The sequence below is a fragment of the Pseudomonas sp. PA15(2017) genome, from assembly GCF_001945395.1.
In the GTDB taxonomy this organism is placed as follows: Bacteria; Pseudomonadota; Gammaproteobacteria; order Pseudomonadales; family Pseudomonadaceae; genus Aquipseudomonas.
The window spans coordinates 472,555-497,666 of sequence record NZ_MSXV01000058.1 but is presented as its reverse complement, the minus strand read 5'-3'; the positions used below and the strand labels follow the sequence as shown (position 1 = coordinate 497,666).

General features: G+C 65.0%; 23 protein-coding genes and 1 pseudogene. 11 read left to right on the top strand and 13 right to left on the bottom strand.

What is annotated here, in order from left to right:
- Positions 1-165: 165 nt before the first annotated feature.
- Positions 166-369, top strand: a pseudogene (locus BVH03_RS24005) (methyl-accepting chemotaxis protein); the annotation flags it as partial.
- 52 nt (positions 370-421) lie between these two features.
- Here BVH03_RS24005 and BVH03_RS24000 read toward each other — a convergent pair.
- Positions 422-1,324, bottom strand: a complete 903-nt coding sequence (locus BVH03_RS24000; RefSeq protein ID WP_075963517.1) for an alpha/beta hydrolase — start codon at positions 1,322-1,324, stop codon at positions 422-424.
- A gap of 361 nt (positions 1,325-1,685) precedes the next feature.
- Between BVH03_RS24000 and BVH03_RS23995 the strand changes: the two genes are divergently transcribed.
- Complete coding sequence (locus BVH03_RS23995; protein ID WP_075963516.1) at positions 1,686-2,936, top strand: MFS transporter; 1,251 nt, start codon at positions 1,686-1,688, stop codon at positions 2,934-2,936.
- Positions 2,937-3,013: 77 nt separating this feature from the next.
- Here the strand turns inward: BVH03_RS23995 and BVH03_RS23990 are convergent, their stop codons facing one another.
- The 3 genes from BVH03_RS23990 to betC all read right to left on the bottom strand — a co-directional run bounded on the left by BVH03_RS23990 (position 3,014) and on the right by betC (position 7,437).
- The gene (locus BVH03_RS23990; protein ID WP_075963515.1) at positions 3,014-4,579 is read right to left on the bottom strand and encodes a SulP family inorganic anion transporter; all 1,566 of its coding nucleotides are present in this window, start codon (positions 4,577-4,579) and stop codon (positions 3,014-3,016) included.
- Between the two features lie 327 nt (positions 4,580-4,906).
- Positions 4,907-5,836, bottom strand: a complete 930-nt coding sequence (gene choX, locus BVH03_RS23985; RefSeq protein ID WP_075963514.1) for a choline ABC transporter substrate-binding protein — start codon at positions 5,834-5,836, stop codon at positions 4,907-4,909.
- 92 nt (positions 5,837-5,928) lie between these two features.
- Positions 5,929-7,437 carry a choline-sulfatase gene (gene betC, locus BVH03_RS23980; protein WP_075963513.1) on the bottom strand — a complete coding sequence of 503 codons (1,509 nt, stop codon included), beginning with the start codon at positions 7,435-7,437 and terminating at the stop codon, positions 5,929-5,931.
- A 110-nt stretch (positions 7,438-7,547) separates the two neighbouring features.
- Here betC and BVH03_RS23975 point away from each other — a divergent pair, with 110 nt between their 5' ends.
- From BVH03_RS23975 to pbpG, 4 genes are all read left to right on the top strand, one after another.
- Complete coding sequence (locus BVH03_RS23975; protein WP_075963512.1) at positions 7,548-8,501, top strand: LysR substrate-binding domain-containing protein; 954 nt, start codon at positions 7,548-7,550, stop codon at positions 8,499-8,501.
- Positions 8,498-8,857 carry a DOPA 4,5-dioxygenase family protein gene (locus BVH03_RS23970; protein ID WP_075963511.1) on the top strand — a complete coding sequence of 120 codons (360 nt, stop codon included), beginning with the start codon at positions 8,498-8,500 and terminating at the stop codon, positions 8,855-8,857. Before BVH03_RS23975 ends, BVH03_RS23970 begins: the two co-directional genes overlap by 4 nt.
- 54 nt (positions 8,858-8,911) lie before the next feature.
- Complete coding sequence (locus BVH03_RS23965) at positions 8,912-9,775, top strand: carboxylate/amino acid/amine transporter (protein ID WP_075963510.1); 864 nt, start codon at positions 8,912-8,914, stop codon at positions 9,773-9,775.
- 224 nt (positions 9,776-9,999) lie between these two features.
- The gene (pbpG, locus tag BVH03_RS23960) at positions 10,000-10,905 is read left to right on the top strand and encodes a D-alanyl-D-alanine endopeptidase (protein ID WP_075963572.1); all 906 of its coding nucleotides are present in this window, start codon (positions 10,000-10,002) and stop codon (positions 10,903-10,905) included.
- Positions 10,906-10,955: 50 nt separating this feature from the next.
- Here the strand turns inward: pbpG and BVH03_RS23955 are convergent, their stop codons facing one another.
- The 4 genes from BVH03_RS23955 to BVH03_RS23940 form a co-directional block, all read right to left on the bottom strand.
- The gene (locus BVH03_RS23955; RefSeq protein WP_075963509.1) at positions 10,956-13,340 is read right to left on the bottom strand and encodes a TonB-dependent receptor; all 2,385 of its coding nucleotides are present in this window, start codon (positions 13,338-13,340) and stop codon (positions 10,956-10,958) included.
- A 59-nt stretch (positions 13,341-13,399) separates the two neighbouring features.
- Positions 13,400-14,350 (bottom strand): DUF4880 domain-containing protein, encoded by a 951-nt coding sequence (locus tag BVH03_RS23950; RefSeq protein WP_075963508.1) that lies wholly within the window; start codon positions 14,348-14,350, stop codon positions 13,400-13,402.
- A complete protein-coding gene (locus tag BVH03_RS23945) occupies positions 14,347-14,865 on the bottom strand; it encodes a sigma-70 family RNA polymerase sigma factor (protein ID WP_075963507.1) in 519 nt (172 codons plus the stop codon). Before BVH03_RS23945 ends, BVH03_RS23950 begins: the two co-directional genes overlap by 4 nt.
- Positions 14,866-14,963: 98 nt before the next feature.
- A complete protein-coding gene (locus BVH03_RS23940; protein ID WP_075963506.1) occupies positions 14,964-15,866 on the bottom strand; it encodes a LysR family transcriptional regulator in 903 nt (300 codons plus the stop codon).
- A 147-nt stretch (positions 15,867-16,013) separates the two neighbouring features.
- Between BVH03_RS23940 and BVH03_RS23935 the strand changes: the two genes are divergently transcribed.
- Entirely contained in the window at positions 16,014-16,625 is a 612-nt protein-coding gene (locus tag BVH03_RS23935) for an NAD(P)-dependent oxidoreductase (protein WP_075963505.1), read from the top strand.
- A 121-nt stretch (positions 16,626-16,746) separates the two neighbouring features.
- On the opposite strand, the gene BVH03_RS23930 is transcribed toward BVH03_RS23935, so the two are convergent.
- Positions 16,747-18,048 carry an Nramp family divalent metal transporter gene (locus BVH03_RS23930; RefSeq protein WP_075963504.1) on the bottom strand — a complete coding sequence of 434 codons (1,302 nt, stop codon included), beginning with the start codon at positions 18,046-18,048 and terminating at the stop codon, positions 16,747-16,749.
- Between the two features lie 281 nt (positions 18,049-18,329).
- On the opposite strand from BVH03_RS23930, the gene BVH03_RS23925 reads away from it, so the two are divergent.
- Positions 18,330-19,280 carry a 2-hydroxyacid dehydrogenase gene (locus tag BVH03_RS23925; protein WP_075963503.1) on the top strand — a complete coding sequence of 317 codons (951 nt, stop codon included), beginning with the start codon at positions 18,330-18,332 and terminating at the stop codon, positions 19,278-19,280.
- Positions 19,281-19,340: 60 nt separating this feature from the next.
- Here BVH03_RS23925 and trpA read toward each other — a convergent pair whose 3' ends face one another.
- A complete protein-coding gene (gene trpA / locus BVH03_RS23920) occupies positions 19,341-20,150 on the bottom strand; it encodes a tryptophan synthase subunit alpha (RefSeq protein WP_075963502.1) in 810 nt (269 codons plus the stop codon).
- Complete coding sequence (gene trpB, locus BVH03_RS23915; RefSeq protein ID WP_075963501.1) at positions 20,147-21,358, bottom strand: tryptophan synthase subunit beta; 1,212 nt, start codon at positions 21,356-21,358, stop codon at positions 20,147-20,149. The genes trpA and trpB overlap by 4 nt, the downstream gene beginning before the upstream one ends.
- Positions 21,359-21,640: 282 nt before the next feature.
- On the opposite strand from trpB, the gene BVH03_RS23910 reads away from it, so the two are divergent.
- From BVH03_RS23910 to BVH03_RS23900, 3 genes are all read left to right on the top strand, one after another.
- On the top strand, positions 21,641-22,309 hold the full coding sequence (locus BVH03_RS23910; protein ID WP_075963500.1) for a DUF3592 domain-containing protein: 669 nt from the start codon (positions 21,641-21,643) through the stop codon (positions 22,307-22,309).
- Between the two features lies 1 nt (position 22,310).
- A complete protein-coding gene (locus tag BVH03_RS23905) occupies positions 22,311-23,204 on the top strand; it encodes a LysR family transcriptional regulator (RefSeq protein ID WP_075963499.1) in 894 nt (297 codons plus the stop codon).
- Between the two features lie 93 nt (positions 23,205-23,297).
- The gene (locus BVH03_RS23900) at positions 23,298-23,798 is read left to right on the top strand and encodes a DUF3060 domain-containing protein (protein ID WP_083640151.1); all 501 of its coding nucleotides are present in this window, start codon (positions 23,298-23,300) and stop codon (positions 23,796-23,798) included.
- 33 nt (positions 23,799-23,831) lie between these two features.
- Here BVH03_RS23900 and gloA read toward each other — a convergent pair whose 3' ends face one another.
- Both gloA and BVH03_RS23890 read right to left on the bottom strand, forming a co-directional pair.
- Positions 23,832-24,359, bottom strand: coding sequence for a lactoylglutathione lyase (gloA, locus tag BVH03_RS23895; RefSeq protein WP_075963497.1), 528 nt, complete (start codon positions 24,357-24,359; stop codon positions 23,832-23,834).
- A gap of 173 nt (positions 24,360-24,532) precedes the next feature.
- Complete coding sequence (locus tag BVH03_RS23890) at positions 24,533-24,991, bottom strand: metallophosphoesterase family protein (RefSeq protein ID WP_075963496.1); 459 nt, start codon at positions 24,989-24,991, stop codon at positions 24,533-24,535.
- Positions 24,992-25,112 lie beyond the last annotated feature (121 nt).

The following is a 25,112-nucleotide window of genomic DNA, read 5'->3' as shown; positions in this document are numbered from 1 at the left end:
GCTTGCCTGGCGTGAGTCGATTGGAGTGAGATGAGAATGAATGTGAAATGATATAACGTAACATTAAGCGAATTTACTCCAGGTGCCTGTCTAGCTGCAACAGAAAAGAGCGTCGATTAACCGTGATGCGTTCGCCGCCGAAAACTCAGGCGTGAGAGCGGAAAATCCGTGCTGGTCGACGTGATTCGCGCGCTGGCCGAGCAGACCAATCTGCTCGCCCTCAATGCGGCCATCAAAGCGGCGCGTGCCGGCGAGCACGGTCGCGGGTTCGCGGTGGTCGCTGACAAAGGACGGGGCTTGGCGTCGCGTACCCAGCAGTCGACCGAAAAGATTGCCACACTGGTCAGCGCGTTGATGGGCGGCATCCGAACATCGGCAGCCTGCGCCTGTGCCTTGGTGGCCTCCCCTGGGCTGGGTGAAGTCAGCCCTTGCCGATCATCTGCTGGGAAAACAGCGTACGAATCGCCTCGCGGTATTCGCGGCTGCCGGTACGCATGCTGTTGTTGTGGTTGCCGCCGTCGATCAGCAGCAGACGCTTGGGCTGGTTGGCGGCCTGGTAAAGGCTTTCGCTGAAGCGCGCCGGCACGTAGCGGTCGCCGGTGCCGTGGGCGATCAACACGGGTACCTTGATGTCGCCGATCTTGCTCAGGGAGTCGAACTTCTGCGACAGCAGCCAGCGTACCGGCAGCGAGGTGTATTCGGACGCGACCTCGGTGGCGGCATCGGCCAGGTTGGTGAAGGTCGACTCGATGATCAGCCCGGCCAGCGGCGGTGTATGGCGATCACGGCCCAGGGAGTCGGCCAGGTTGACCGCCACCGCGCCGCCCAGGGAATGTCCGTAGATGAAGCGCTTGGCAGGATCCGGCTGCAGTTCGGTGAGGCGCTGCCAGGCGATCTCGGCGTCTTCGTAGAGGGTGCGCTCGGACGGCAGCTCGCCGCGGCTTTCGCCGAAACCGCGGTAGTCGATGGCCAGCACCGAGAAGCCCATGGCGTGCAGTTGCTCGATGCGAAACAGCTGGCCGGTCAGGTTCCAGCGCGAGCCGTGCAGGTACAAGAGGGTTGGCGCGTCGGCCCGGCGCGCCGGCCACCACCAGGCGTGGATGTTCTGGTTGTCGCCGAACTCCGGCACGCTGAGGGTCATGTCTTTCACGCCGGCAGGCAGGCCGTGGAACCAGCTGGCGGTGCCCGGCTCGATGCGGAACACCAGCTCGCGCTCCTTTTCTTCGAGCTTGGCGCAGCCGACCGGCAGGCCGACGGCCAGGCACAGCAGCAGGCCGACGCTCAGCCAGCGACGACGCAGGGTATGGACGAGTGAAGTAGCCATGGCTCTCCGCGGAGGTTACTAACGTGGCGCGCGCTGCGCATCGCTCACAGGCGGCGCAGAGGCATGGGAAGGTGATAGGCGAGTAGACCGAAACGCCTTGTCGGCGTTCGTCAGCTCCAGCGCTTTCGGGTATCGAGTTGTTTGCGAAGTATGACAGGGTCTGTCCCGCTTATTGGCCCGTCAAAGTCCGCAGTTGTGTGCCTCACATGGATGTGGGAGATACCGCAAACCCGCCGGCAGGGCGCGCTCGTGCAACAGCTGGCTCCTACGCGGCCATGCGTGAAACGCGAGAAGATTCTGGGGCTGCTGGCGCTTTCAAGCCTGCGCTATGCTGCGCCGCTGACCTCTCGCGGACGCCACCATGTCATCCAATCCTGCCGATTTGCGCCGCCCGGCCGGCGCCACCCTGGTGCTGCTGGCCTCGCTGTATTGCGCCCAGGGTTTGCCATCCGGGCTGATCGCCCATGCGCTGCCGGTGCTGCTGCGCCAGCATGGCGTGGATCTGGCGGTGATCGGGCTGCTCAAGCTGCTGGCGCTGCCCTGGCTGCTCAAGGTGCTATGGGCGCCGTGGGTGGATCGCCTGTCGTCGCGGCGCCTGGGCCATCACCGTGGCTGGATTCTGCCGCTGCAGGGCGCGGTGGTGGCGATCCTGCTAGCCCTGGCGCTGTTCTCGCCGGATGCGCTGTTCGGCGCCCATCTGCCACTGTTGCTTGGCTTGCTGGTGCTGGTCAACCTGGCGGCGGCGACCCAGGACATCGCCACCGACGGCCTGACCGTACGCCTGTTGCCCGAACGCTGGCGCGGCCTGGGCAATAGCCTGCAGGTGGGCGGCTACAAGGTTGGGATGATCGTCAGTGGTAGCGGCCTGTTGCTGGTGATCGACCGCTTCGGCTGGAACCTGTCGTTGCTGGCGCTGACCTTGTTGGTCGCCCTGATGCTGCTGCCGGTGTGGCGCTTTGCCGAAGCGCGGCAGCTGCCGCCCGCCGCTACAGCAGCCGAGCCAATGGGCGTTGGCCTGCTATGGCGCCACTACCGCGGCCTGCTGGCGCTGCCGGGCATGGGCCTGTGGCTGGCGGTGGTGCTGACCTTCAAGCTCGGCGACGCCCTGGGCTCGCCGATGATCAAGCCGATGCTGGTCGACCAGGGCTGGAGCAACGCCGAGCTGGGGCAACTGATCCTGGTCAGCAGCCTGGTCGGCATCGGCGGGGCGCTGTTGGGCGGCCTGCTCTATGCGCGTCTTGGCGTGCTACGTGCTCTACTGATCTTCGGCACCTTGCAGGCGCTGAGCCTCGCCGCGTTGGCGCTGCTGGTCAGCCGTGGCGGCGATGCGTCGCTGGTGTATGCCTTGACCCTGATCGAGCAGGCGGCTGACGGCTTATCCACAGTCGCCTTGTTCGCTGCGATGATGCGCCAGTGCCGCCGCGGCCACGAAGGTGCGGACTTCACCCTGCAGGCGTCCACGCAGATTCTGCTTGGCGGCTTCGTCGGTGCGGCCAGCGGTGTGCTGGCCAAGGCGCTGGGGTATGACGGGTTGTTCGTGTGTGCCGGGGCACTCGGGCTGGCGGCCTTGCTGCTGGTGGGATGTTACTTTCGTCGACACGGCTGGCGGTAGCCCAGGTCGAGCGTAGCGACGCCCGGGGATTCCTGGGTTTCGCTACGCTCAACGCCAGGCTACGGGCGGCTACTGGCTCACTCCTCGAACTGCACCGGGCAGGTGGCGCCTTCGAGTTTCTGGATCTCCTCGATCACGTGGGGGCGGGCGTGGCGCAGTACCAGCTGGCGGTTCTGCGCCTGCAGGCGGCGCGCTTCCAGATGAAGCATCTCCACGCCGGCGTAATCGATGAAGTTGATGTGCCGGGCATCCACCACCACCCGTTCGCCACGGCTGAGCTGCAGCACCTGTTGCACGTAGTGGCAGGCGCCGAAGAAGATCGAGCCTTCCAGGCGCAGCAGTTCGTCGTCGCCGTCGCGGGTGTATTTGAAGCGCGGCTGCGAGGTGCGCTTGAGGTAGAAGAACAGTGAAGCCAGCACGCCGGCGTAGATGGCGGTCTGCAGTTCCAGCACCAGGGTGGCGAGCAGGGTCAGCAGCATCACCACGAACTCGGCGCGGCTGACCCGCAACAACGCGCGCACGCCCTCGACGTCCACCAACCCCCAGCAGATCAGCAGGATCGCCGCGCCCATGCTGGGCAGGGCGATATGGGCGATCAGCCCCGCGCAGAACAGCGCGAACATGGCTACCAGCAGCGCCGAGAACACCCCGGCCATCGGCGAGGTGGCACCGGCCTGCAGGTTAAGCGCCGAGCGGGTGAAGGAACCGGCTGACAGCGAGCCGGAGAACCATGGCCCGATGAGGTTGGACAGGCCCTGGGCGCGCACTTCCTGGTTGGCATCCAGCAGTTGCTGGGAGCGGGCGGCCAGGGAGCGGGCAATGGACAGGCTGGTGACCAGCCCAAGCATGCCGCAGGCGATGGCCGCGGGCAGCAACCCGAGCAGGCTGTTGACCTCGACATGCAGCAGGGTAAGCGGCGGCAGCGAGCCCTCGAAGGCATCGACCAGGCGGATGCCGGCGAAAAAATTGGGCAGGGCGGCGACCAGCAGGCTGCCAGCCACTACGCCGATCAGCAGTGCCGGCAGGCGTGGCCACAGGCGCCGACAGAGCAGGCTGACCACCAGAGTGAAGGCCGCTACCAGCAAGGCGTGCCAGTCGGCCTGATGCAGATGTTGGCCGAGGTCGAGCAGGGTCGCCACAGCCGTGCGCTGGCTGTCCAGTTCCAGGCCCAGCAGGTTCGGTAACTGGCCAAGGGCGATCACCAGCGCCGCGCCCAGGGTGAAGCCGAGGATCACCGATGGTGAGACGAAGTTGACCAGGTTGCCGAAGCGCAGCAGCCCGAGCAGCCACTGGAACAGCCCGGCGAGAAAGGTCAGCACCAGCACCAGGGCGACGAATTCGTCGCTGCCCGGCCTGGCCATGGGGCTGACGCTGGTGAACAGGACGATGGAAATCGCTGCCGTCGGCCCACCGATCAGGTGCCACGAAGAACCCCACAGGCAGGCGATGATCACCGGCACGATGGCCGCGTAGAGGCCGTACTCGGCGGGCAGCCCGGCGATCAGCGCGTAGGCGATCGATTGTGGCAGGGCGAGGATGGCGCCGCTCAGCCCGACCAACAGGTCCGTACCCAGGCTGCGCCGGGTGACGGTCGGCCACCAGAGCAGGAAGGGCAACAGGCTGTAACGGCTGGGTAGGCGCATGCGGTTTTTCGTTAAGTGGTTCGGGTGGTGGGCAGGGTAGCAGAGGTGTCCGTGATTATTGCTCGAGGACCTAGAGTGCGCCTTCGATTTGGTGGGCTGAAGCCCACCCTACGAGTGTGGTTGCAGGACGTGTCTACTAGGCGTACCCCGCCTGCTCCCACATTCGATCACCGCAGTCAGTTTGTAGGGTGGGTTTCACCTAGCGGCCCGACCCATCCTACAAGCTGCAGGCAAGCCCATACCTGTGGGAGCGGGCCATGCCCGCGATTTCGCGCGCATGAACTAGGCGTCCCCGCGCGCTCCCACGTTTGACTTCCGCAACCAGGCCTACAACTTGGCCTTCACCGCCGCCAGCGCGTCGCCGCCCTCGCGGGTGGTCACGCCGTCGAGCCAGCCGTTCAGCACCTCGGGGTTGGCTTTGAGCCAGTTCTTCACGGCCTGGTCGTTGCTGGCCTGCTTGCTCAGCACCTGGTCCATGATGGCGTTCTCCATGTCCTGGGTGAACTTCAGGTTGCCGAGCAGTTTGCCGACGTTCGGACACTGCGCCGCGTAGCCCTTGCGGGCCAGGGTGTTGACGCTGCCGCTTTCGCCGAAATACTTCTCGCCGCCCTTGAGGTATTTCATGTCGTACTGCACGTTCATCGGGTGCGGGGTCCAGCCCAGAAACGCCACGAACTCGTCGCGCTTCACCGCCCGCCCGACCTGTACCAGCATGGCCTGCTCGCTGGATTCGACCAACTTCCAGTCCTTCAAACCGAACTCGTTGGCGGCGATGATTTCCTTGATCGACTCGTTGGCCGGGGCGCCGGAGGCGATGCCGTAGATCTTGCGGCCGAACTTGTCGGCGTGCTTTTCCAGGTCGGCGAAGGTCTTCACGCCGGCGTCGTAGGCGTAGGTCGGCACCGCCAGGGTGTACTCGGTGCCGCTGAGGTTCTCGGCGACTTTATCCACAGCCCCATTGGCGACGAACTTGTCGTAGTTGGCCTGCTGTGCCGGCATCCAGTTGCCGAGGAACAGGTCCACCTGGCCCTTTTGCAGGCCGGCGAAGATGATCGGTACGCCCAGGGTCTGGGTCTTCACGTCATAGCCCAGGCCATCGAGCACCAGGCTGGCGATGCCATTGGTCACGGCGATGTCGCTCCAGCCCGGATCGCCGAGCGTCACCGTGGCGCAGCTGGCGTCTTCGGCGTGGGCCTGGCTGGCCAGGGTAACGGCCAGGAGCAGGCTGCCCGCGACGGCTTTCTTGAATGTTTTCATGCCTCTGTCCTTATGCTGGTTTTCTGTTGGGCAGGCTATGCGACGCAAGCGAGCGCGCCAGGTTCCCGCTTTTTGGCCCCCGGCGCGTGCCGTCACGGTTGGGGAAAGCGGGCACGGCGCTCCAGATCGTCGAGGTCGATGTGGTTGCGCATGTATTGCTCGCTGGCATCGACCATCGGCTGGTGGTCCCAGCTCTTCAGGCGGCCCTTGGTCAGCGCCTCGGCAACCAGGCGGCGCCGGCGCTGGCTGGCCAGGGTGGCGCCATGGATGGCGGCCATGTCCCAGCGGCTGCGCGCCTCGGCGAGAAAGGCGGTGACCTGCTCGCGATGATCCGCCGAGGCAGCCAGGTTCTCGCGCTCCTGGGGGTCGTTGGCGACGTTGAACAGCAGCAACGGATCTTCTTCGCTGTAGACGAATTTCCATTCGCCGCGGCGAATCATCATCAGCGGGCTGGTGGTGCCTTCGGCCATGTACTCGCCGAGCACTTCGTCATGGCCACCGTTGCCCTGCAGGTGCGGCAGCAACGAGCGGCCGTCCAGAGCCAGGCCGGTATCGACCTGGCCGCCGGCCAGTTCCACCAGGGTCGGCAAAAGGTCGACGGTGGACACCGATTGCTTTACCCGATGCGCCGCGAAACGTGCTGGCGCATGCACCAGCAGCGGCACCCGGGCGGCCATCTCAAACCAGTGCATCTTGTACCAGAGGCCGCGCTCGCCAAGCATGTCGCCGTGGTCGCCGGAGAACACGATGATGGTGTCGTCGGCCAGCTTGCAGTCCTTCAGGGTCTTGAGCAGCTTGCCGATGTTGTCGTCGATGTAGCTGCAGGCGCCGAAGTAGGCGCGTCGTGCGTCGCGGATCTTGTGCTCGGGCAACGGCTTGTCCCACAGGTCGATGACCTTGAGCAGGCGCTGGGAATGCGGGTCCTGTTCGGCCTGGTCGATCACCTGACGGGGCAGGGGGATGTTGTCATCGCTGTAGCGATTCCAGTATTCCTCGGGGATGGTGTACGGGTCGTGGGGGTGGGTCATCGACACGGTCAGGCAGAACGGCTGGTCGGGCGTCACCCGCACGTGGTCGTAGAGGTACTGCTGGGCCTTGAACACCACCTCTTCATCGAAGTCGAGCTGATTGGTGCGCACGCAGGGGCCAGCCTGCAGCACCGAGGACATGTTGTGGTACCAGCTGGCACGCACCTCGGGCTCGTCCCAGTTCACTGCCCAGCCATAGTCGGCGGGATAGATGTCGCTGGTCAGGCGTTCTTCGTAGCCGTGCAGCTGGTCCGGACCGCAGAAGTGCATCTTGCCGGACAGTGCCGTGCGGTAACCGAGGCGGCGCAGGTAATGGGCGTAAGTCGGCACGTCGGCAGGGAAGTCAGCGGCGTTGTCATAGGCGCCGATCTGGCTGGGTAGCTGGCCGCTGACCAGGGTGAAGCGCGACGGCGCGCACAGCGGGCTGTTGCAGTAGGCGGAGTCGAACAGCACGCCCTCGGCGGCCAGACGCTGCAGGTTTGGCACCTTGATCGGCGAGTTGGCGTCGTGCAGCGGCAGCAGCGGTGCGGCCATCTGGTCGGCCATGATGAAGAGAATGTTGGGGCGTTTCATGGCGGCGTATTCCATATCGTTGTTTTATGCGAAATTGATCAGCCGATGATCAAGGCTCGATGAACAAGGGTAAACCCGGATGCAGCACATGGCTCGGATAAGCAGCGCTTATGTTTGAGGCGCTTGAGGGCATATCGCTCGATACGCTGCGGGTGTTCGAATCGGCGGCGCGCCATCTGAGTTTTACCGCCGCTGCAGCGGAGCTCGGCAGCACCCAGCCGGCAGTCAGCCAACAGATCAAACGGCTGGAGGCGCAATTGGCGACCCGCCTGTTCGACCGCGTTTACCGCGGAATCGTGCTGACCGATGCCGGCGAGGCCTTGCTGCTCCCGGTGCAAGAGGGCCTGGCGGCCATGGATGCCGGGCTGGCGGCGGTTGCCGGCCGCCAGCAACATGAGGTGTTGCAGGTGGCGACCGATTTCGCCTTTGCCGCCTACTGGCTGATGCCGCGCCTGCAGCGTTTCCACCAGCGTTACCCGGACGTGGACGTCAGCCTGATCACCAGCGAGCGCGACCTGGCCAGCCTGCCGGCGGAGATCGACGTGGCCATCTCCTTTGGTGACGGGCGCTTCAAGCACGGCGAGCAGCACCTGCTGTTCAGCGAGGAGGTGTTCGCCGTCTGCAGCCCGCTGCTGCTCAAGGATGTCGAGCCCTCTGCGGGTGAGCTGCTGGCGCGCCTGCCCTTGCTGCACCTGCGCCCGGAAAGCCGCTCGCGCTGGTTCGACTGGAGCGGCCTGTTCCGCGCCCTGGGCATCGCCGAGATGCCCAGCCCCGGCAGCCTGCGTTTCGACAACTACACGCTGCTGATCCAGGCGGCCATCGCCGGGCGCGGCGTGGCCATCGGCTGGCGGCATCTGGTCGACGAGCTGATCGGTCAGGGCCTGCTGGTACGGCTCGACTCGCGCTCGGCCACCTCGCGCTTCGGCTATTACGTGGTGCTGCCAGCGCGCAAACGGCGTATTCGCCTGGTGGAACACTTCGTCGCCTGGCTGCAGGATGAACTGCAGCGCGAACCCCTGCCGGAGCGGCCGGGCGGTATCGACCCCAAGAGACTTGCCCTATGAGCGAAACCAGAATCCGCGGCTACCACGCCCACGTGTATTCCGACGCCAGCAGCATCAGCCAGGCCCGGGCGCTGTGCGAAGCGGCCGCCGCCCGCTTCGCGCTGAAGATGGGGCGCATGCACGAAAAACGGGTCGGCCCGCACCCGCAGTGGAGTTGCCAACTGGCGCTGCGCGCCGAACTGTTCGGCGAAGTGATTCCCTGGCTGATGCTCCACCGTGGCGAGCTGGTGGTGCTGGTTCACCCGATTACCGGCAATGATCTGGTCGATCACCGCGACCACGCGTTCTGGCTGGGCGCTGCGCAGCGGCTGGATCTGTCGACCTTGTCGGGTGGGCCGGTGACCTTCGAACTCTGACGCCCGGGCTCGGGCAAGGTATGATCCGCGGCTGATTTTCCAAGAGCCCGCGCCATGCCTTACCTGCTCGCCGTCACCGTCCTCTGGGCGTTTTCCTTCAGCCTGATCGGCGAATACCTGGCCGGCCGGGTGGACAGCGACTTCGCCGTGCTGGCGCGGGTGGCGGTGGCGGCGCTGGTGTTCCTGCCCTTTACGCTCTGGCGCGGCCTGCCGCGGCGGTTGCTGGCCGGTTTCTGGCTGGCCGGGGCGCTGCAGTTCGGCGTCACCTACCTGTGCCTGTACCGCAGTTTCCAGGTGCTGACGGTACCCGAGGTGCTGCTGTTCACCGTACTCACGCCGATCTACGTGACCCTGCTCGACGATGCCCTGGCGCGGCGTTTCAGCCCCTGGGCGCTGGTCGCCGCGCTGGTGGCGGTCGGCGGCGGCGTGGTGATCCGCTTCGAGCGCCTGGAAGGCGAGTACCTGATCGGCTTCCTGCTGCTGCAACTGGCCAACCTGACCTTCGCCGCCGGCCAGGTGCTGTGCCGCCAGTTGCTGATGCGTTACCCGACCGAGCAGCCGCTGCACCGCTTCTTCGGGCACTTCTTCCTCGGGGCGCTGGTGCTGGTGCTGCCCTCGTTCCTGCTGTTCGGCAACCCGGACAAGCTGCCGAGCACTGCGCTGCAGTGGGGCATCCTGCTGTGGATGGGGCTGTTCGCCACGGCGCTGGGGCTGTTCTGGTGGGTCAAGGGCAGCGTCAAGGTCGATGCCGGCACCCTGGCAGTGATGAACGAGCTGCACGTGCCGGCCGGCCTGGTGGTGAACCTGCTGATCTGGAACCGCGACGCCGACCTGCCGCGTCTGGCCCTGGGCGGCGCGATCATCCTGGCATCGCTATGGCTCAATCGCCTCGGCAGGCGGCGACTGGCAACGCCCTGATCCATTTATCGGACAATAGGAACCTGCCTTGACGGGTGCTAACATCGCACCTTCAATTGCGAATGCAATTGGCTGTTTTTCAAACCCTATTTCCGGGGCCTCATAAAAGCACCGAGCAGAAGTCTGCAAGGCGTTTTTATCGCGCGCCCAAGGGTCATGGACGAAGTTCCTTCACCGGCATGGAGCGCCTTTTCCAGTCCATTTCTTGCCTTGTGAATGCCATCGTGAATATTCGTCGCCCCTTCGCCAGCCTCGCCCTGGCCTGCCTGTTCCTCGTCGCCCCCCTGGCCTCCGAAGCCGCCGCTCCCGCCAAGCAGGAGCTGGCCTCCGGCAGTGCCCTGCTGGTCGACCTGACCACCGACAAGGTGCTGTATTCCAGTAATCCGAACATGGTGGTGCCCATCGCCTCGGTCACCAAGCTGATGACCGCCATGGTCGCCCTGGACGCCAAACTGCCGCTCAACGAGCAACTGCCGGTGATCATCCGTGACGTGCACGACATGCGCGGCGTGTATTCGCGCGTGCGCATCGGCAGCGAGATCAGCCGCCGGGAAATGCTCCTGCTGACCCTGATGTCGTCCGAGAACCGTGCGGCCTCCAGCCTGGCGCACCATTATCCGGGCGGCGTCACCGCCTTCGTCGCGGCCATGAATGCCAAGGCCCGCGCCCTGGGCATGACCCAGACCCGCTACGTGGAGCCGACCGGCCTGTCCGAGCACAACGTTTCCACCGCCAACGACCTGGTCAAGCTGCTCAAGGCGACCCGTAGCTACCCGCTGATCGGTGAACTGAGCGCCACCGGCGAAAAGACCGTGGCCTTCCGCAAGCCCAACTACACCCTGGGCTTTCGCAACACCAACGCGCTGACCCGCAAGGCCGGCTGGGACGTGCAACTGACCAAGACCGGCTTCACCAACAGCGCCGGCCACTGCCTGGTGATGCGCACCACCATGGCCGGCAAGCCAGTGGCCTTCGTGGTGCTCGATGCCTTCGGCAAATACACCCACATGGCCGACGCCAGCCGCCTGCGCAAATGGGTGGAAACCGGCAAGGTCACCCCGGTGGCGCCCGCCGCCCTGGCCTACAAGCAGCAGCGCGCCTCGCAGCGCCAGTTGCAGGCGTCGCAGTAAGCCGCCTGCCACTCGCCCGCACTCCGTGCCGGCGAGTGGCCCCGCGCTGCCTAGAAGTCCACCTGATAGGCCAGGGCGAAGGTACGCCCGCGGCCTTTGAAGTTGGAGTCGTTGGCCACCCGGCCTGCCTGTGAGTAGTAGGTGAAGTAGTCTTCATCGAGCAGGTTGTCGATGCTCAGCGACAGGCTGCCGACCGGCAGGGCGCGGCTGACGGACGCAGACAGGAGCGAATAGCCGTCGAAGTCCAGATTTGGATTGTCGAAGCTACGGCTCACGTAATGGTCGTACTGCAGGTAACTCGACCAATCTTCGTTCCAGGTGGCGTTCCAGCCCAGGCTGTAGTGGTTCGGCGCGATGTTCAGGCCGTCGAGGGTGGTGTCCACCCGGCCGTCGTCATTGGTGTCGGACCACCCCTTGCTCTGGCTGTAGGCGAGTCGCAGGCGATGATCATCGCTAATCCGCCAGTTCGCAGTGGCTTCGAACCCCTCTATTTCGATGCGTTCGCGGTTCGCCACGTACAAGCCGTCGACCATGGCCAGGCGCTCGCCCTGGTTGGAAAACGACTCGTAGTAGCTGAGTTCGGCATCCACGCGGCCGAAGTCCAGACGCAGGCCCAGCTCTCGCGAACGGGTGATGATCGGCTCCAGTTCCAGCAGGCTTTCCACGGCCAGGCCGGGCGTGCGCAGGCCGCGCAGCACGCGACCGACATCGGGCATGCCGAAGCCTTCCGAGTAGCCGCCGTAGAGCTGCGCCCAGTCGTTGGCCTGGTAGGTGAAGCCGTAATTGCTCAGGGTCTTGCCGAAGGACAGTTCGCCGCCAGTGACGGTCACGCTGTTGTTGGCGGCCAGGGTGCGGTAGGTGTCCACCTCCAGCTCGGCGTGCTCGCGGCGCACGCCGGCGGTCAGGGTCAGGCGCTCGGTCGGGTGCAGGTCGCCCTGCAGGAAGATGGCCTGGTTGTCGTAAGTGGACGGTGGCACGTAGACGCGGTTGGTGAGCGACAGGTATTGCTCGGATTCGTCGCGCAGCAGATCCACCCCGCCGGCCAGGTCCAGCCAACCGTCGAAAAGCCCGCTGCGCCGCAGGGTGAACTTGCCGCCCCATTTATCCGAGATGCTGCGTGACTGGTCGAAGCCATCGGGCGCCACCTCGGGTTCGACGAAACTGGCGGAAGTCAGGGTGCCGAACTGGCCCTGGTAGCGTTGCCGGTAGAGCTGCACGTCCAGTTCGTTGCCGAACAGGTCGTGGTGGGCATAGCCGAGAGTGAACTGCTGGGTGCGGTTGAAGGCCGGTTCGCCACCGGGATCGCCCTTGCGCGCGGTGGTGGGTATTCCTGCAGCCACGTTGCCGGGCACTGCAATGTAATCGTTATGGCCCTTGAGCTCGTACTGGTTGGCGCTGAAACTCAGGTGCTGATCGTCGTCGAGCCAGTAGCCCAGCTTGAGCATCAGGTCGTGGTCGCGGCTGTCCTGGATCTCGCCCAGATAAGAGGTGCCGATGAGCCTGCCGTCGGCATCGCGATAGGCGCCGCGCTCCTGCCAGGTAGCGGCCAGCAGGGCTTCCCACTGATCCTGTTGCAAGCTGGCCTGGTAGTTGAACTTGTAGCCGAGGCCGTCGCTGCCGTGCTCGCCGCTTTCCACGCGTACGCCTGCCTGTTGGCGCAGGCCATCGCCACTGGCGCGTTTGGTGATGAAGTTGATGATGCCGCCGGTGGAGCCCAGGCCGTGTTCGGCGGTGGCACCGTGAACCACCTCGATGCGCTCGACCTGTGCCAGGTCGATGGCGTAACTGCTGCGTGAATCATCTCGCAAGGAACTGCCCTGGGGCACGCCGTCGACCAGGAACAGGGGCGAGCGACCGCGCAGGGTTTCGCCTGACGAGGACATCTTCTGCCGGCTCGGCGAATAGGACGGGATCAGGCTGCCGAGCACCTGGCCGGGGTCGCTGCTGAGTGCGAGCTGGCGTTGGATGTCGGCGCGTTCGATGACCGTGACGCGCTGCGGTGTACGGCCCACGGCCTTATCGTTGCGCAGGGTGCTGACCGTCACCTGGGTCGCGGAGAGCTCCAGCGGCGCTGCAACTTTCGCGTTAGCTGCAGGCACCAGCATGTACGCGCCATTGGCCTGGCGCTCGGCCTGCTGGCCGCTGCCCGACAGCAAGTGGGCAAAGCCTGCCTCGATGCTGTAGTGGCCTTGCAGGCCTGGGCTCTGCAGGCCCTGCAAGCGAGCGGCGTCGAAGGACAGGGCGACGCCTGCCGAGCCGGCGTACTGCGCGACGACCTGGGCCAGCGGGCCTGGCGCGATATCGTGTGCGGCAGCCGTCGCGCGGCTGGTCGCCTCCTGGGCGAGCGCCGGCTTTGCCAGCAGCACCGGCGACCAGAAGGCGGCGTGAATGACCAGGCACAGTGGCCGTGCCAGGAAAGTGCTTTTGCGTGTCATGGAAATCCCCTTGGTGTGGCAATCAAGAAGGGGCCGAATAACGTCTAGAAAAAGTGCAATCAGCGCGGCACCACGGTGACCCAGTAGCGGCTGCGCTGCTGCAGGCGCACTGCAAAGGCGTTTTCGAGCGAGGCCAGGGCCAGGTCGGTGTCGTCCAGCGGAAAGGCGCCGGAGACTTTCAGCCCGGCAATGCGTTCGTCGCAGTCCAGCAGCCCGGGGCGATAGCGACCGAGCTCGGCAAGCAGCACCCGAAGCGGTTGATCGAGCGCCACCAGATTGCCCTGCACCCAGGCAGCGGTGCTGGCATCGTTCGGCAGCGCCGGTTGCACCCGATGCTCATCGAAGCGGGCGTGATGACCGGCCAGCAGCGGCCTCGGCGCGAGCCCTGCCGCGCTTGGGCTGATCCGAACCTGGTGATCCAGCACGGCCACCTCGGTATAGCCGTCGTGCTGGCGCACGGTGAACCGGCTGGCCGGCGCGCGAATTTCACCCTCGCGCGTGCGCAGGATCAGCGGTGCCTGTTCGTCCCCGTTCGTGGCGGTCACCATCACCGCGCCGGCGCGCAACGTCAGGAGGTGGCGTTGGTGATCCACCTCGACGGCGCTGGCGGTGTCCAGCAGCAGGCGATTGCCATCGACCTGGAACTCGCGGCGCTCGCCCGTGCGGGTGCGCAGGTCGGCCAGCCAGGTTCGCCCGCTGTCGCTTCGCGAAGCGAGCCAAGCCAGGGGCGCCGCGCTGGCCAGGGCGAACAGGCTGGCGAGTACCTTGCGCCGTGAGGCGCGGGCTGTGAGCAGGGTGTTCGCGGCGAGCGTGCCCGGCAGCCCGGCGAAATGACCGCAGATGTCTTGCACCTGTTGCCAGGCCTCACGGTGCAGGGGCGACAGCGCGTGCCAGCGCTCCCAGGCCTGGAGATCGGCTGCGCTCGCCGTATCGCCATGCAGGCGGGTATGCCAGGCGGCCGCTTCGCGGATGGCCTGGGCCTGCGCCGGGCTGACCGGCGGCGCGGTCATGATAGGCTGCGCAACCGGCTCAGGCAGCAATGCTCCAGGGCGCGAGCCAGGTAGTTGTTGATGGTGCGTAGCGACAAGCCCATGGCCTGGGCTATTTCGCGGTAGGTCAGGCCCTCGACCTGGGACAGGATGAAGGCTTGGCGCACCTTGTTCGGCAGCCCGTCGAGCATGCGGTCGGCCTCTACCAGCGCTTCCAGTAATAGCGCCTGGGTTTCCGGTGACGGGTGCTGGTCCTCGGGCATTCGTGCCATGGCGTCGAGGTAGGCGCGTTCCAGGCTGCGGCGGCGATGCAGGTCGATGGCCAGGCCGCGGGCGATGGTGCTCAGGTAGTTGCGCGGATCCTGAATACGCGCCGTGCTGCCCGAGCGCAGCAGGCGTACGAACGTGTCCTGGGTGAGGTCGGCGGCATCGGGTCGATTGCCCACGCGCTTGCACAACCAGCTCAGAAGCCAGGCATGATGATCCACATAGAGCGTTTGCACGCAGGGGCTGGGCGAGGGCGGGGAGCAGGGCATCTGGCTGCCTTGATAATGATAATTTGTCGCATTTTCCAGTCGCGCGCTGGCCAATGCAACCGTACCGAGGCTGGCGCCCCTGCAGGCGGTGCGAGCTGTTACAAGGCCTGCCAGCGTGGATCGGCCGCCAGGCGCTCGGCGATGAAGTCGAGCAGGGTGCGCAGCGCCGGCAGCATCTGCCGGCGTGATGCGTAGATGGCGTGGATACCCAGCGACTGCGGTTGCCAGGCAGGCAGCAGGCGCACCAGGCGGCCGTCTTCCAGCAGCGGTGCGGCCGCGTAGAGTGGTTGCAGGCAGATGCCGCCGCCGTTGATCGCCGCCTCCAGCAGCACGGCGGTGTCGTTGCTGCTCAGGTTGCCATCCACCGGCACCTGCATCGGCCCTTGCTGCCCCGTGAAGTGCCACAGGCTGCGCCCGAAGTAGCTGTAGGTCAGGCAGTTGTGCTCGGCCAGCTGCCGGGGTTGGCGCGGAGTACCGGCGTGTGCCAGGTAGGCGGGGGCGGCGCATACCACCGAATGGCAGTCGCCCAGGTGGCGGGCGACCTGGTTGGGTTCGAGCTGGTTGGTAATGCGCAGGGCCAGGTCGATGCGTTCCTCGACCAGGTTCACGGCATGGCTGCCGACCAGCACATCCACTGAGGTTTTCGGGTAACGCGCCAGGTACTCCACCAGCACCGGGCTGAGCCAGGTCTGCGCGAAGGACTGGCTGGTGGCGATGCGCAGGTTGCCGCTCGGCCCGTCCGTGGCCTTGATGCCGGTGGCCAGCATCATCTCGGCGGTGTGCAGCATTTCCCGACAGTGCGGCAGCAGTTCGTTGCCCACCTGGGTCAGGCTCAGCTTGCGCGTGGTGCGATGCAGCAGGCGCGCGCCCACCCAATCCTCCAGTTCGGCCAAGTAGCGCGAAACCATGGCCCGCGACAGATCCAGATGCTCGGCCGCCGCGGTCTGGCTGCCGCGATCGACCACTTCGACGAAAACGCGGGTTGCGGTAAGTCTGTCCATGATTAGCCTGTTTCGTGCAACTGTGTTGCGGTGATTATGCGGCTTTTTGTGGCGCGACAGGTGAGTAAGCTCATGTCTCGTCCCTCGGCACCGGCGGCAATACCGTTGGTTGGCCGATATTCACTTGCCTGTCACAGGAGAACTCACATGAAAGTCGTCATTCTGGGTATCAGCGGGCGCGCCGGTTCGCGTCTGCGTCATGAACTGTTGCAGCGTGGCCATCAGGTCACCGGGATCGCCCGCGATGTCGGCGCGGTGCCGGCCCAGGATGGCCTGACCCTTGCCAGCGCGGACGTGGCCGATGTCGAGCGTCTGGTGCCGCTGCTGCGCGGCCACGATGCGGTGATCAGCACCACGCGCTTCGTCGGCAATGATGCAGCCAGCCTGATTGGCGCGGTTAAAACGGCGGGCGTGCCGCGTTTGCTGGTGGTCGGTGGGGCCGGCAGCCTGGAGGTGGCGCCGGGCGTCGCGTTGGTCGACACGCCGGAGTTCCCGTCGGCCTACAAGGACGAGGCCAGCGCGGGGCGAGATTTCCTCAACGTGCTGCGTGGCGAGCAGGCGCTGGACTGGACCTTCCTGTCGCCCTCGGCGCTGTTCGAGCCTGGCCAGCGCACCGGGCGCTTCCGCATCGGCAAGGACAGCCTGCTGGTCGATGCCAACGGCGGCAGCGCGATCTCCATGGAGGATTACGCCATCGCCCTGGTCGACGAACTGGAAAAGCCTCAGCACTCGTGCCAGCGCTTCACCGTAGGTTACTGAGCCCTTCGCCGGCAAAAAAAACGCGGCTCAAGCGCTACCCCCACTCGGCAATGTGGGGGAGCGGCTTGGCCGCGTGCAGGGCCTCGAGTCACTCAAGGCAAGTTGCTAGGGTTTGTCGACGTCAGGCCAGCATCTGCATGCCGAGCTGGATGGCGACCCATACCGCCAGGACGGTGGCGGCGCCGAGAGCCAGGTTCTCGAACCAGTTGTTGCAGTACTGGCCGAGCAGTTTCTTCTGGTTGGACATGATCAGCAGGCCGAGGGAAATGATCGGCAGGCCGACGATGTTCAGCGCGTTGACCGCGATGGTCAGGGTCACGAAGTCCGGCATGCCCGGCAGCGACCAGATCAGCGGGGTGACCAGAATGAACAGCAGGAACCACTTGTGCAGCGGGTCTTGCTGCGGCGTCTCGCCGTACTGCTGGCGGCGCTTGGGCTGGATATGGTGCAGGGCATCGGTGATCAGCATCGGGAACGCGGTGGTCTTGCCCACGACGCTGGCGAACAGCGTGGCGAACACGCCGATGAAGAAGATGTACCAGCCGCCTGGGCCGAAGAACATCTGCAGGGCGGCGCCAAGGTCATCGAGGGTTTCCACCTTCAGGCCATTGGGACGCAGAATTTCCGCACCCACAACCCAGATCGCCAGGTTGATGACGATACCGACGAACACCGCGAACAGCAGGTCGTTGCGCTGAATGCGTTTGTGTTCAGGGCCGGTCCAGCCCTTCTGCTTCATCACGTAGGGGTGCACGAAGTTGGCGATCGAGCCGGCTACGGCACCGATCACCGACACGGCGACCAGCAGCGCGCCATGCACGCCTTCGTCTTTTGGAATGCTGAAACCGAAAGTACCGGAAACGATGCCGCCCACGTCCGGGCCGGACATCACCGCCAGGGACAGGAACGCCAGCGTCATGATCGCCAGCAGCACCTTCATCACGCCCTCGATGAGGCTATAGATGCTGCGGCCAACCAGCAGCCAGACACCGAGCACCACGGCAAAGGAGCACAGCAGCGGTTGGTTCAGGTGCAGCAGCGTGGACAGCGCCTCGCCAGCGCCCTTGATCATGTAGGCGTTCATCAGGTGGCCCATGAACAGCGCGTAGCCGAACAGGAACCAGGCGAAGCTCGGATGCAACTGAGCGTAACCGCCGAGGATGGACATACCCTGGTTATTGCACAGCTGGAAGCGAGCGATGATGTTGACGATCAGAAAGCGCAGCAGCAGCGACACCGCCAATACCCACATCATCGCGTAGCCGTAGTTGGCGCCGGCGACGGACGAGGTGATCAGGTCGCCTGCGCCCAGCCAGGAAAGCACGGCAATGATGCCGGGGCCGAGCAGCTTGGCCATTCTGCTCAGAGGATTGCTTGAAGAGCTTGCGGACACGCCTTTATCGGCAACGTCGGTACGAGCCATGGGAGGAGCCTCTATCGTTGTTTTTGTTGGGAGTAGCACGCTGCGAGATACGACATCATACAAATTACTTTGTTGCAAAGTAGCAGTGAGAATTACCGGCATCTAACCGATAAGCGGCATTAGGCCCCGTAATCAGTGATCTTTTGCGGTTTCTTCGAGTTTAGATATGGCTGCCGAGCTGTATCCAGATGTTGCGGATGTATGATGTCTTTATGGTAGTTTCCTGGAAACCTCGCTGCCGCGTGCAACGTGCCCGCTCTGTATCGCCTCCAGGAGAGCCCATGACGACACCCGCCCCTACTGCGCAATTGCTGATGGTCGGCCCCTTGCCGCCAGCACTCGTCGCCCGTATCGAGCAGACGTACCGCGTACACCGTTTCTGGGAAGTCGATGACCCATCCGCCTGGTTGCAAGCCAATGCCGGCAGCATCGATGCCATTGCCACCAGCGGCGTGTTCGGTGCCAAGGCCGAACTCATCGAGGCCCTGCCGAACCTCAAGGCGATCATCAGCTTCGGCGTTGGTCATGACGCGATCGCCGTCGATACGGCAAAAAAACGCGGGATTACCGTGACCAACACGCCGGGCGTGCTGGACAACTGCGTCGCCGATACGGCGGTGGCGATTCTGCTCGACGTAGGGCGCCGGATCAGCGAGGCGGATCGCTTCGTACGGGCGGGCGAGTGGCAGAGCGGGCGCTTCCCACTGGCCGGCAGCATCGGCGGCAAAGTGTGCGGTATCGTCGGCATGGGCAATATCGGCCGTGCCATCGCCAAGCGCGTCGAGGCGTTCGGCATGACGGTCGCCTATCACAATCGGCGGCGCCGCGATGACGTCGACTACACCTACCACGAAACCCTCGAAGGTCTGCTCGAAGCGGCCGACTACGCCGTGCTGGTAGTGCCCGGTGGCAGCTCGACGGACAAGCTGATCGGCGCCGAGCAACTGCGTGCCCTCGGCCCTGAGGGCTATCTGGTGAACATCGCCCGCGGCTCGGTGGTGGACGAGCAGGCGCTGGTCGAGGCGCTGCAGAACGGCACCATCGCCGGCGCGGCGCTCGACGTGTTCGCCGACGAGCCCCAGGTGCCGGCCGAGCTGCTGGCGTTGGACAACGTGGTGCTCACCCCGCACATCGGCAGCGGCACCCATGAAACCCGCCAGGCCATGGCCGACCTGTTCTTCGCCAACCTCGACGGCTTCTTCAAGCACGGCAAGGCAGTGACGCCGGTATAACGCCCGGCAATAAAAAACCGCTGCCCGTACCGGAACAGCGGCTTTTTATGCGCGAGTTGCTTAGCGGCGAGCGCTGCGCACGCCTTCGGCCAGTTGGCTGCACAGCTCCAGCACGCCGTCGATGGCCTGCCCATAGTTGTCGGCCTTGGCGATCTGATCGATCAGCGCCGAGCCGACCACCACGCCGTCGGCCAGGCGGGCGATGGTCGCCGCATGTTCCGGGGTGCGGATGCCAAAGCCGATACTGATCGGCAGGTCGGTGTGGCGGCGCAGGCGGGTGACCGCTTCCTGCACGTGTTCCACGGTCGCCGAGCCTGCGCCGGTAACACCCGCCACCGACACGTAGTAGACGAAGCCCGAGCTGCCGGCGAGTACGGTCGGCAGGCGCTTGTCGTCGGTGGTCGGCGTGGTCAGGCGAATGAAGTCGATACCTGCGGCCTGGGCCGGGTCGCACAGGTCGCGGTTATGCTCCGGCGGCAGGTCGACCACGATCAGGCCATCGACGCCGGCCTCCTGGGCATCGGCGATGAAGCGCTCGACGCCGTACTTGTGGATCGGGTTGAAGTAACCCATCAGCACCAGCGGCGTAGTGCTGTCGTCCTGGCGGAATTCACGGACCATCTGCAGCGTCTTGGCCAGGTTCTGCTTGGCGGCCAGAGCGCGGATGTTGGCCAGCTGGATCGCCGGGCCGTCGGCCATCGGGTCGGTGAACGGCATGCCCAGTTCGATCACGTCGGCGCCAGCTTTCGGCAGGCCCTTGAGGATCTTCAGCGAAGCCTCGTAGTTCGGGTCGCCAGCGGTGACGAAAGTCACCAAGGCGGCGCGGTTCTGTTCTTTCAGCTCGGCGAAGCGCGTCTGCAGGCGGCTCATATGTGTTCTTCCTGTTCGTCGAAGTGGTGCATGACGGTCTGCATGTCCTTGTCGCCGCGGCCCGACAGGTTGACCACCATCAGGTGATCCCTGGGCAGGGTCGGCGCGCGCTTGAAGACTTCAGCCAGGGCGTGGGACGACTCCAGCGCCGGGATGATGCCTTCCAGGCGGCAGCACTGGTGGAAGGCGGCGAGCGCCTCCTTGTCGGTGATCGAGGTGTACTCGACGCGCCCGATGTCGAACAACCAGGCGTGTTCCGGGCCGATGCCGGGATAGTCGAGGCCGGCGGAAATCGAGTGAGCATCGATGATCTGGCCGTCGTCGTCCTGCAGCAGGAAGGTGCGGTTGCCGTGCAGCACGCCCGGCACGCCGCCGTTCAGGCTGGCGGCATGCTTGCCGGTTTCCACGCCGTGGCCGGCTGCTTCGACGCCGATGATCTGTACATCTTTGTCGTCGAGGAACGGGTGGAACAGGCCCATGGCGTTGGAGCCGCCGCCGATGCAGGCGACCAGCGAGTCCGGCAGGCGGCCTTCCTGATCCTGTAGCTGGTCGCGGGTTTCCTTGCCGATGACGGCCTGGAAGTCGCGCACCATCGCCGGATACGGGTGCGGGCCGGCCACGGTGCCGATGATGTAGAAGGTGCTGTCGACGTTGGTCACCCAGTCGCGCAGGGCTTCGTTCATCGCATCCTTGAGGGTGCCGGTGCCGGCGGTGACCGGAATCACCTCGGCGCCGAGCAGCTTCATGCGGAAGACGTTGGCCTGCTGGCGGTCGATATCGGTGGTGCCCATGTAGATCACGCACTGCAGGCCGAAGCGCGCGGCGACGGTGGCGGTGGCCACGCCATGCATGCCGGCGCCGGTCTCGGCGATGATGCGCTGCTTGCCCATGCGCTTGGCCAGTAGAATCTGGCCGATGCAGTTATTGATCTTGTGCGCGCCGGTGTGATTGAGCTCCTCGCGCTTCAGGTAGATCTTCGCGCCGCCGCAATGCTCGGTCAGCCGCTCGGCGAAGTACAGCGGGCTCGGGCGGCCCACGTAGTCGCGCTGGAAGTAGGCCAGCTCCTTGGCGAACTCGGGATCGGCCTTGGCCTTTTCGTACTCGGCGGCCAGGTCGTGGATCAGCGGCATCAGCGTCTCGGCGACGTACTGACCGCCAAACGCGCCGAACAGGCCGGTGGTGTCTGGGCCGTTGCGTAGTGAAGTCATGGGATTCTCCTGTGAATTCAGAGGGCCTCGAGCGGCCCGCCCGCCAGATGGCGTGGCGTCGATGGTGGCCAGACTAACGCTGCGCTGGCAGGCAGAAAAGCGATTAGTTTTATCGGATAGTTGAGTAAAAGTCACATTTAATCGATTAGTATGTGGTGCTTTATTTCGGGCCTTGATGCCTTGGTTTGTTATTTTTAGGGCCCATGGCCACTGTTCAGCGGTCTGAGACGATTTGGCCGATAATCAAGGTGCCGATAAATTTACGCACAGGTGAGGCAGGCGATGAAACCAGGCTGGTTGTGGATATTCCCGGGTGTCGGTGCGCTGATGCTGGCAGGTGCCCTGGGCATTCAGGTGGCGCGTTTCAGCGCCGAAGCGCAAATGACGCGCACCGAAGGCTCCATCGTGGATATCGAGGGCGGTTGCCCTACGGTGTCGTTCACTACCCTGGACGGCACGCTGGGCGAGTACCACAGCAGCACCTGCAGCACGCCGCCGGCCTTCGCCATCGGCGAGCGAGTGGCGGTGTATTACCACCCGCAGGACCCCGAGCGGGCGCGCATCGACAGCTTCACCGAGAACTGGATCGGCAGCCTGATCGTCGGCGGTATCGGCCTGATCTTCCTGCTCATCGGCCTGGTATTGGTGCTGCCGCCTTTGTTGGCCAGGCGCTGCGCCGCCCAATTGCAGGTCAGCGGCACGCCGGTGCAGGCCGAAGTGGTGGACGTCGAGCTCAACGGTGCGCTGACCGCCAACGGCCGTAGCCCCTACCGCATCGTCGCCCAGTGGCTGAACCCGCAGACCAACCAGCTGCACGTGTTTCGCAGCGCCAACCTGTGGTTCGATCCGGGCCCCTATATCAGCGAGTCACTGGTCACGGTGATGATCGATCCGCAAAACCCCAAGCGCTACAGCATGGACACGCGCTTTCTGCCCGAGTTGGCGGACTGACATGGCCCAGGACCTGCCATCGCTCAACGCCCTGCATGCCTTCGAGGCGGCGGCGCGGCTGGGCAGCGTCAGCCGTGCGGCGCTCGAACTGCACGTCACCCACGGTGCGGTAAGCCGGCAGATCCGCATCCTGGAGGAGCGGCTTGGCGTGGCGCTTTTCATCAAGGACGGGCGTGGTCTCAAACTGACCGATGCCGGCATGCGTCTGCGGGACGTGAGCGGCGAAACCTTCGCGCGGCTGCGTCAGGTCTGCGGCGAGCTACGCCAGCGCGAGGCGGACATGCCCTTCGTGCTCGGCTGCCCGGGCAGCCTGCTGGCGCGCTGGTTCATCCCGCGCCTGGATCGGCTCAACGGCGCGCTGCCGGATCTGCGCCTGCAGCTGTCCACCAGCCAGGGCGAACTGGACCCGCGCAGCCCCCAGGTCGACGCCACCCTGCTGTACGCCGAGCCACCCTGGCCGGCGGACATGCAGGTCTTCGAGTTGGCGCGCGAGTCCATTGGCCCGGTGCTCAGCCCGCAGCACGTGCGGTTCGCCGAGTTGAGCGCGGCGGCGCCGGCCGCCTTGTTGCATGAAGCCCTGCTGCACACCACCTCGCGGCCCCAGGCCTGGCCGCAATGGCTGGCGGCGATGAGCCTCGACCCCGCCGCGATGCGTCTCGGCCAGGGTTTCGAGCACCTTTACTACCTGCTCGAAGCAGCGGGGGCCGGCCTTGGCGTGGCCATCGCCCCGCTGCAGCTGGTGGCCGACGACCTGGTTGCGGGGCGCCTGGTGGCGCCCTGGGGGTTCGTCGAGACCGACGCGCGCCTGGCGTTGTGGGTGCCGGAGCGGCGCAGTGGCGGGCGGGCCGAGCGCTTGGCTGACTGGTTGCGAAGTGAGTTGCAAATCGCGCACTGAGCCCCTGGCGGGCGAGAACCTTGATTGCCCCGCGTCGGTCATAGCTTCGGCCCTGTCATGTGCCCTGGGCCGTTATCGAGAGAGGGATTAACGATGAACGGGATGCAAAGGGTAGGCGGCCTGCTGGCCGCGATGGCCTTGGCGAGCCTGGCGCACGCCGAGCCGCTGAATATCGAAGGCATTGGCCTGTCGCGCGATGTATCGTGCAAGGGCCAGGGCGTGAACATTTCCGGCAACGCCAACGTGATTCACCTCAAAGGTGACTGTGGTGCGGTGATGATCTACGGCACGGAGCACAAGGTGACGCTGGACACGGCCAAGTCGCTGAGCGTTGCGGGTGCCGAGCACGAGGTGGTGGCCGATCGCGTCAATGCGCTGAGCGTCGACACCCTCGACAATCAGGTGCGCACCGCAGTAATCGCAGGTGAGCAACCAGCACTGATAGCGGTGGCAGGTGCCGAGCACCAGCTGGATCTGCGTCTCGAGGGTGAGACCAGGATGGACGTGAGCGGCATCGATCAGCAGGTGCGCTGGAGTGGCGATGAGCCGCAGGTGCAGCTTTCCGGCGCCGACAACAAGGTCGAGCGCCAGTGAAAGCGGGCGCCCCGAGCCGGGGCGCCGTATTCATCAGTCCACTTCGGTGAACTGGATGATTTCCACCCAGTAGCCGTCCGGGTCCTTGATAAAGGCGATGTTGCGCATGCGCCCGTCGGTCAGGCGCTTCTGGAAGTCCACGCCGAGGTCTTCGAAGCGTTGGCAGGCGGCCTTGATGTCCGGCACCGCGACGCACAGGTGACCGAAGCCGCGCGGGTCGCTGTTGCCGCTGTGGTAGGAAAGCTCCGGGTCCTTCTCGGTGCCGTGGTTATAGGTCAGTTCCAGCACGCCGGGGATGGATTTGCGCCACTGGTGGCGAGCGTCCGGGTCAGCCGGGATCTGCGACTTGTCGGCTATCAGCGCCAGGAAGTACAGGCTGAATTCGGCATCCGGGAAATCCTTCTTCTCCAGCAGGGTGAAGCCCAGCACGCGGGTGTAGAAGTCCAGCGACTTGTCGAGATCCTTCACGCGGATCATGGTGTGGTTGTAGACGAAGTCCGCGGTGGCGACGTCAGGCTTGCCGGTCACGCCGGGCAGAGAGTTGAGTTCGTCGAGGGTCATGGGGCCTCCATCAGGCAGTGATTGGGCGTATCGAAAGGTCATGAGGTCAGTAGATGGCCTCGTGAGGTGGATTTTTCAAGGTGAGAGGCTGAAGCAGCCGTCTGCGATCCATTGTGGGAGCGGGCCATGCCCGCAAAAAAATCGCGGGCATGGCCCGCTCCCCAGGTACTGCATCAAACCTCCAAAGTAATCAGTTCGAACCGCACCCCATCTTCATCGATATGCAAAACGGCCACCCCAATCGGCAACTTGAATCGCCGTGGGCCGGCGCTGCCAGGGTTCAGATAAAGCACGCCATCGCGCATTTCATGCAGCGGCTTGTGCGAGTGCCCGGCGATCACCACGTCGATACCTTCGGCCTTGGGGTCGATGGTCAACTGTTTGAGATCGTGTAGCACATGCAGGCTAACCGCGCCGAAGCGCAGCGTCAGGTGCTCGGGGATGCCATCGGCCCAAGCCTCTGCATCATTGTTGCCACGCACCACCGACAGCGGCGCGATGCGCTCCAGCTCGGCAAGAATCTGCGGCCCGCCAATGTCGCCCGCGTGAATCAGGTGGTCGACGCCTTGCAGCGCGGCCAGCGCCTGGGGCCGCAACAGGCCGTGGGTGTCGGCGATCAGGCCAATCTTCATGGGTTCTCCTGCATGGTCTTTCTAGGAGCAGCCCACCGGAGATCCGTTCCACACAAAACCGTAGCCCGGGTCGAGCGAAGCGACACCCGGGGCGTTTCCAAAAACAGAAAACCCGGCACAA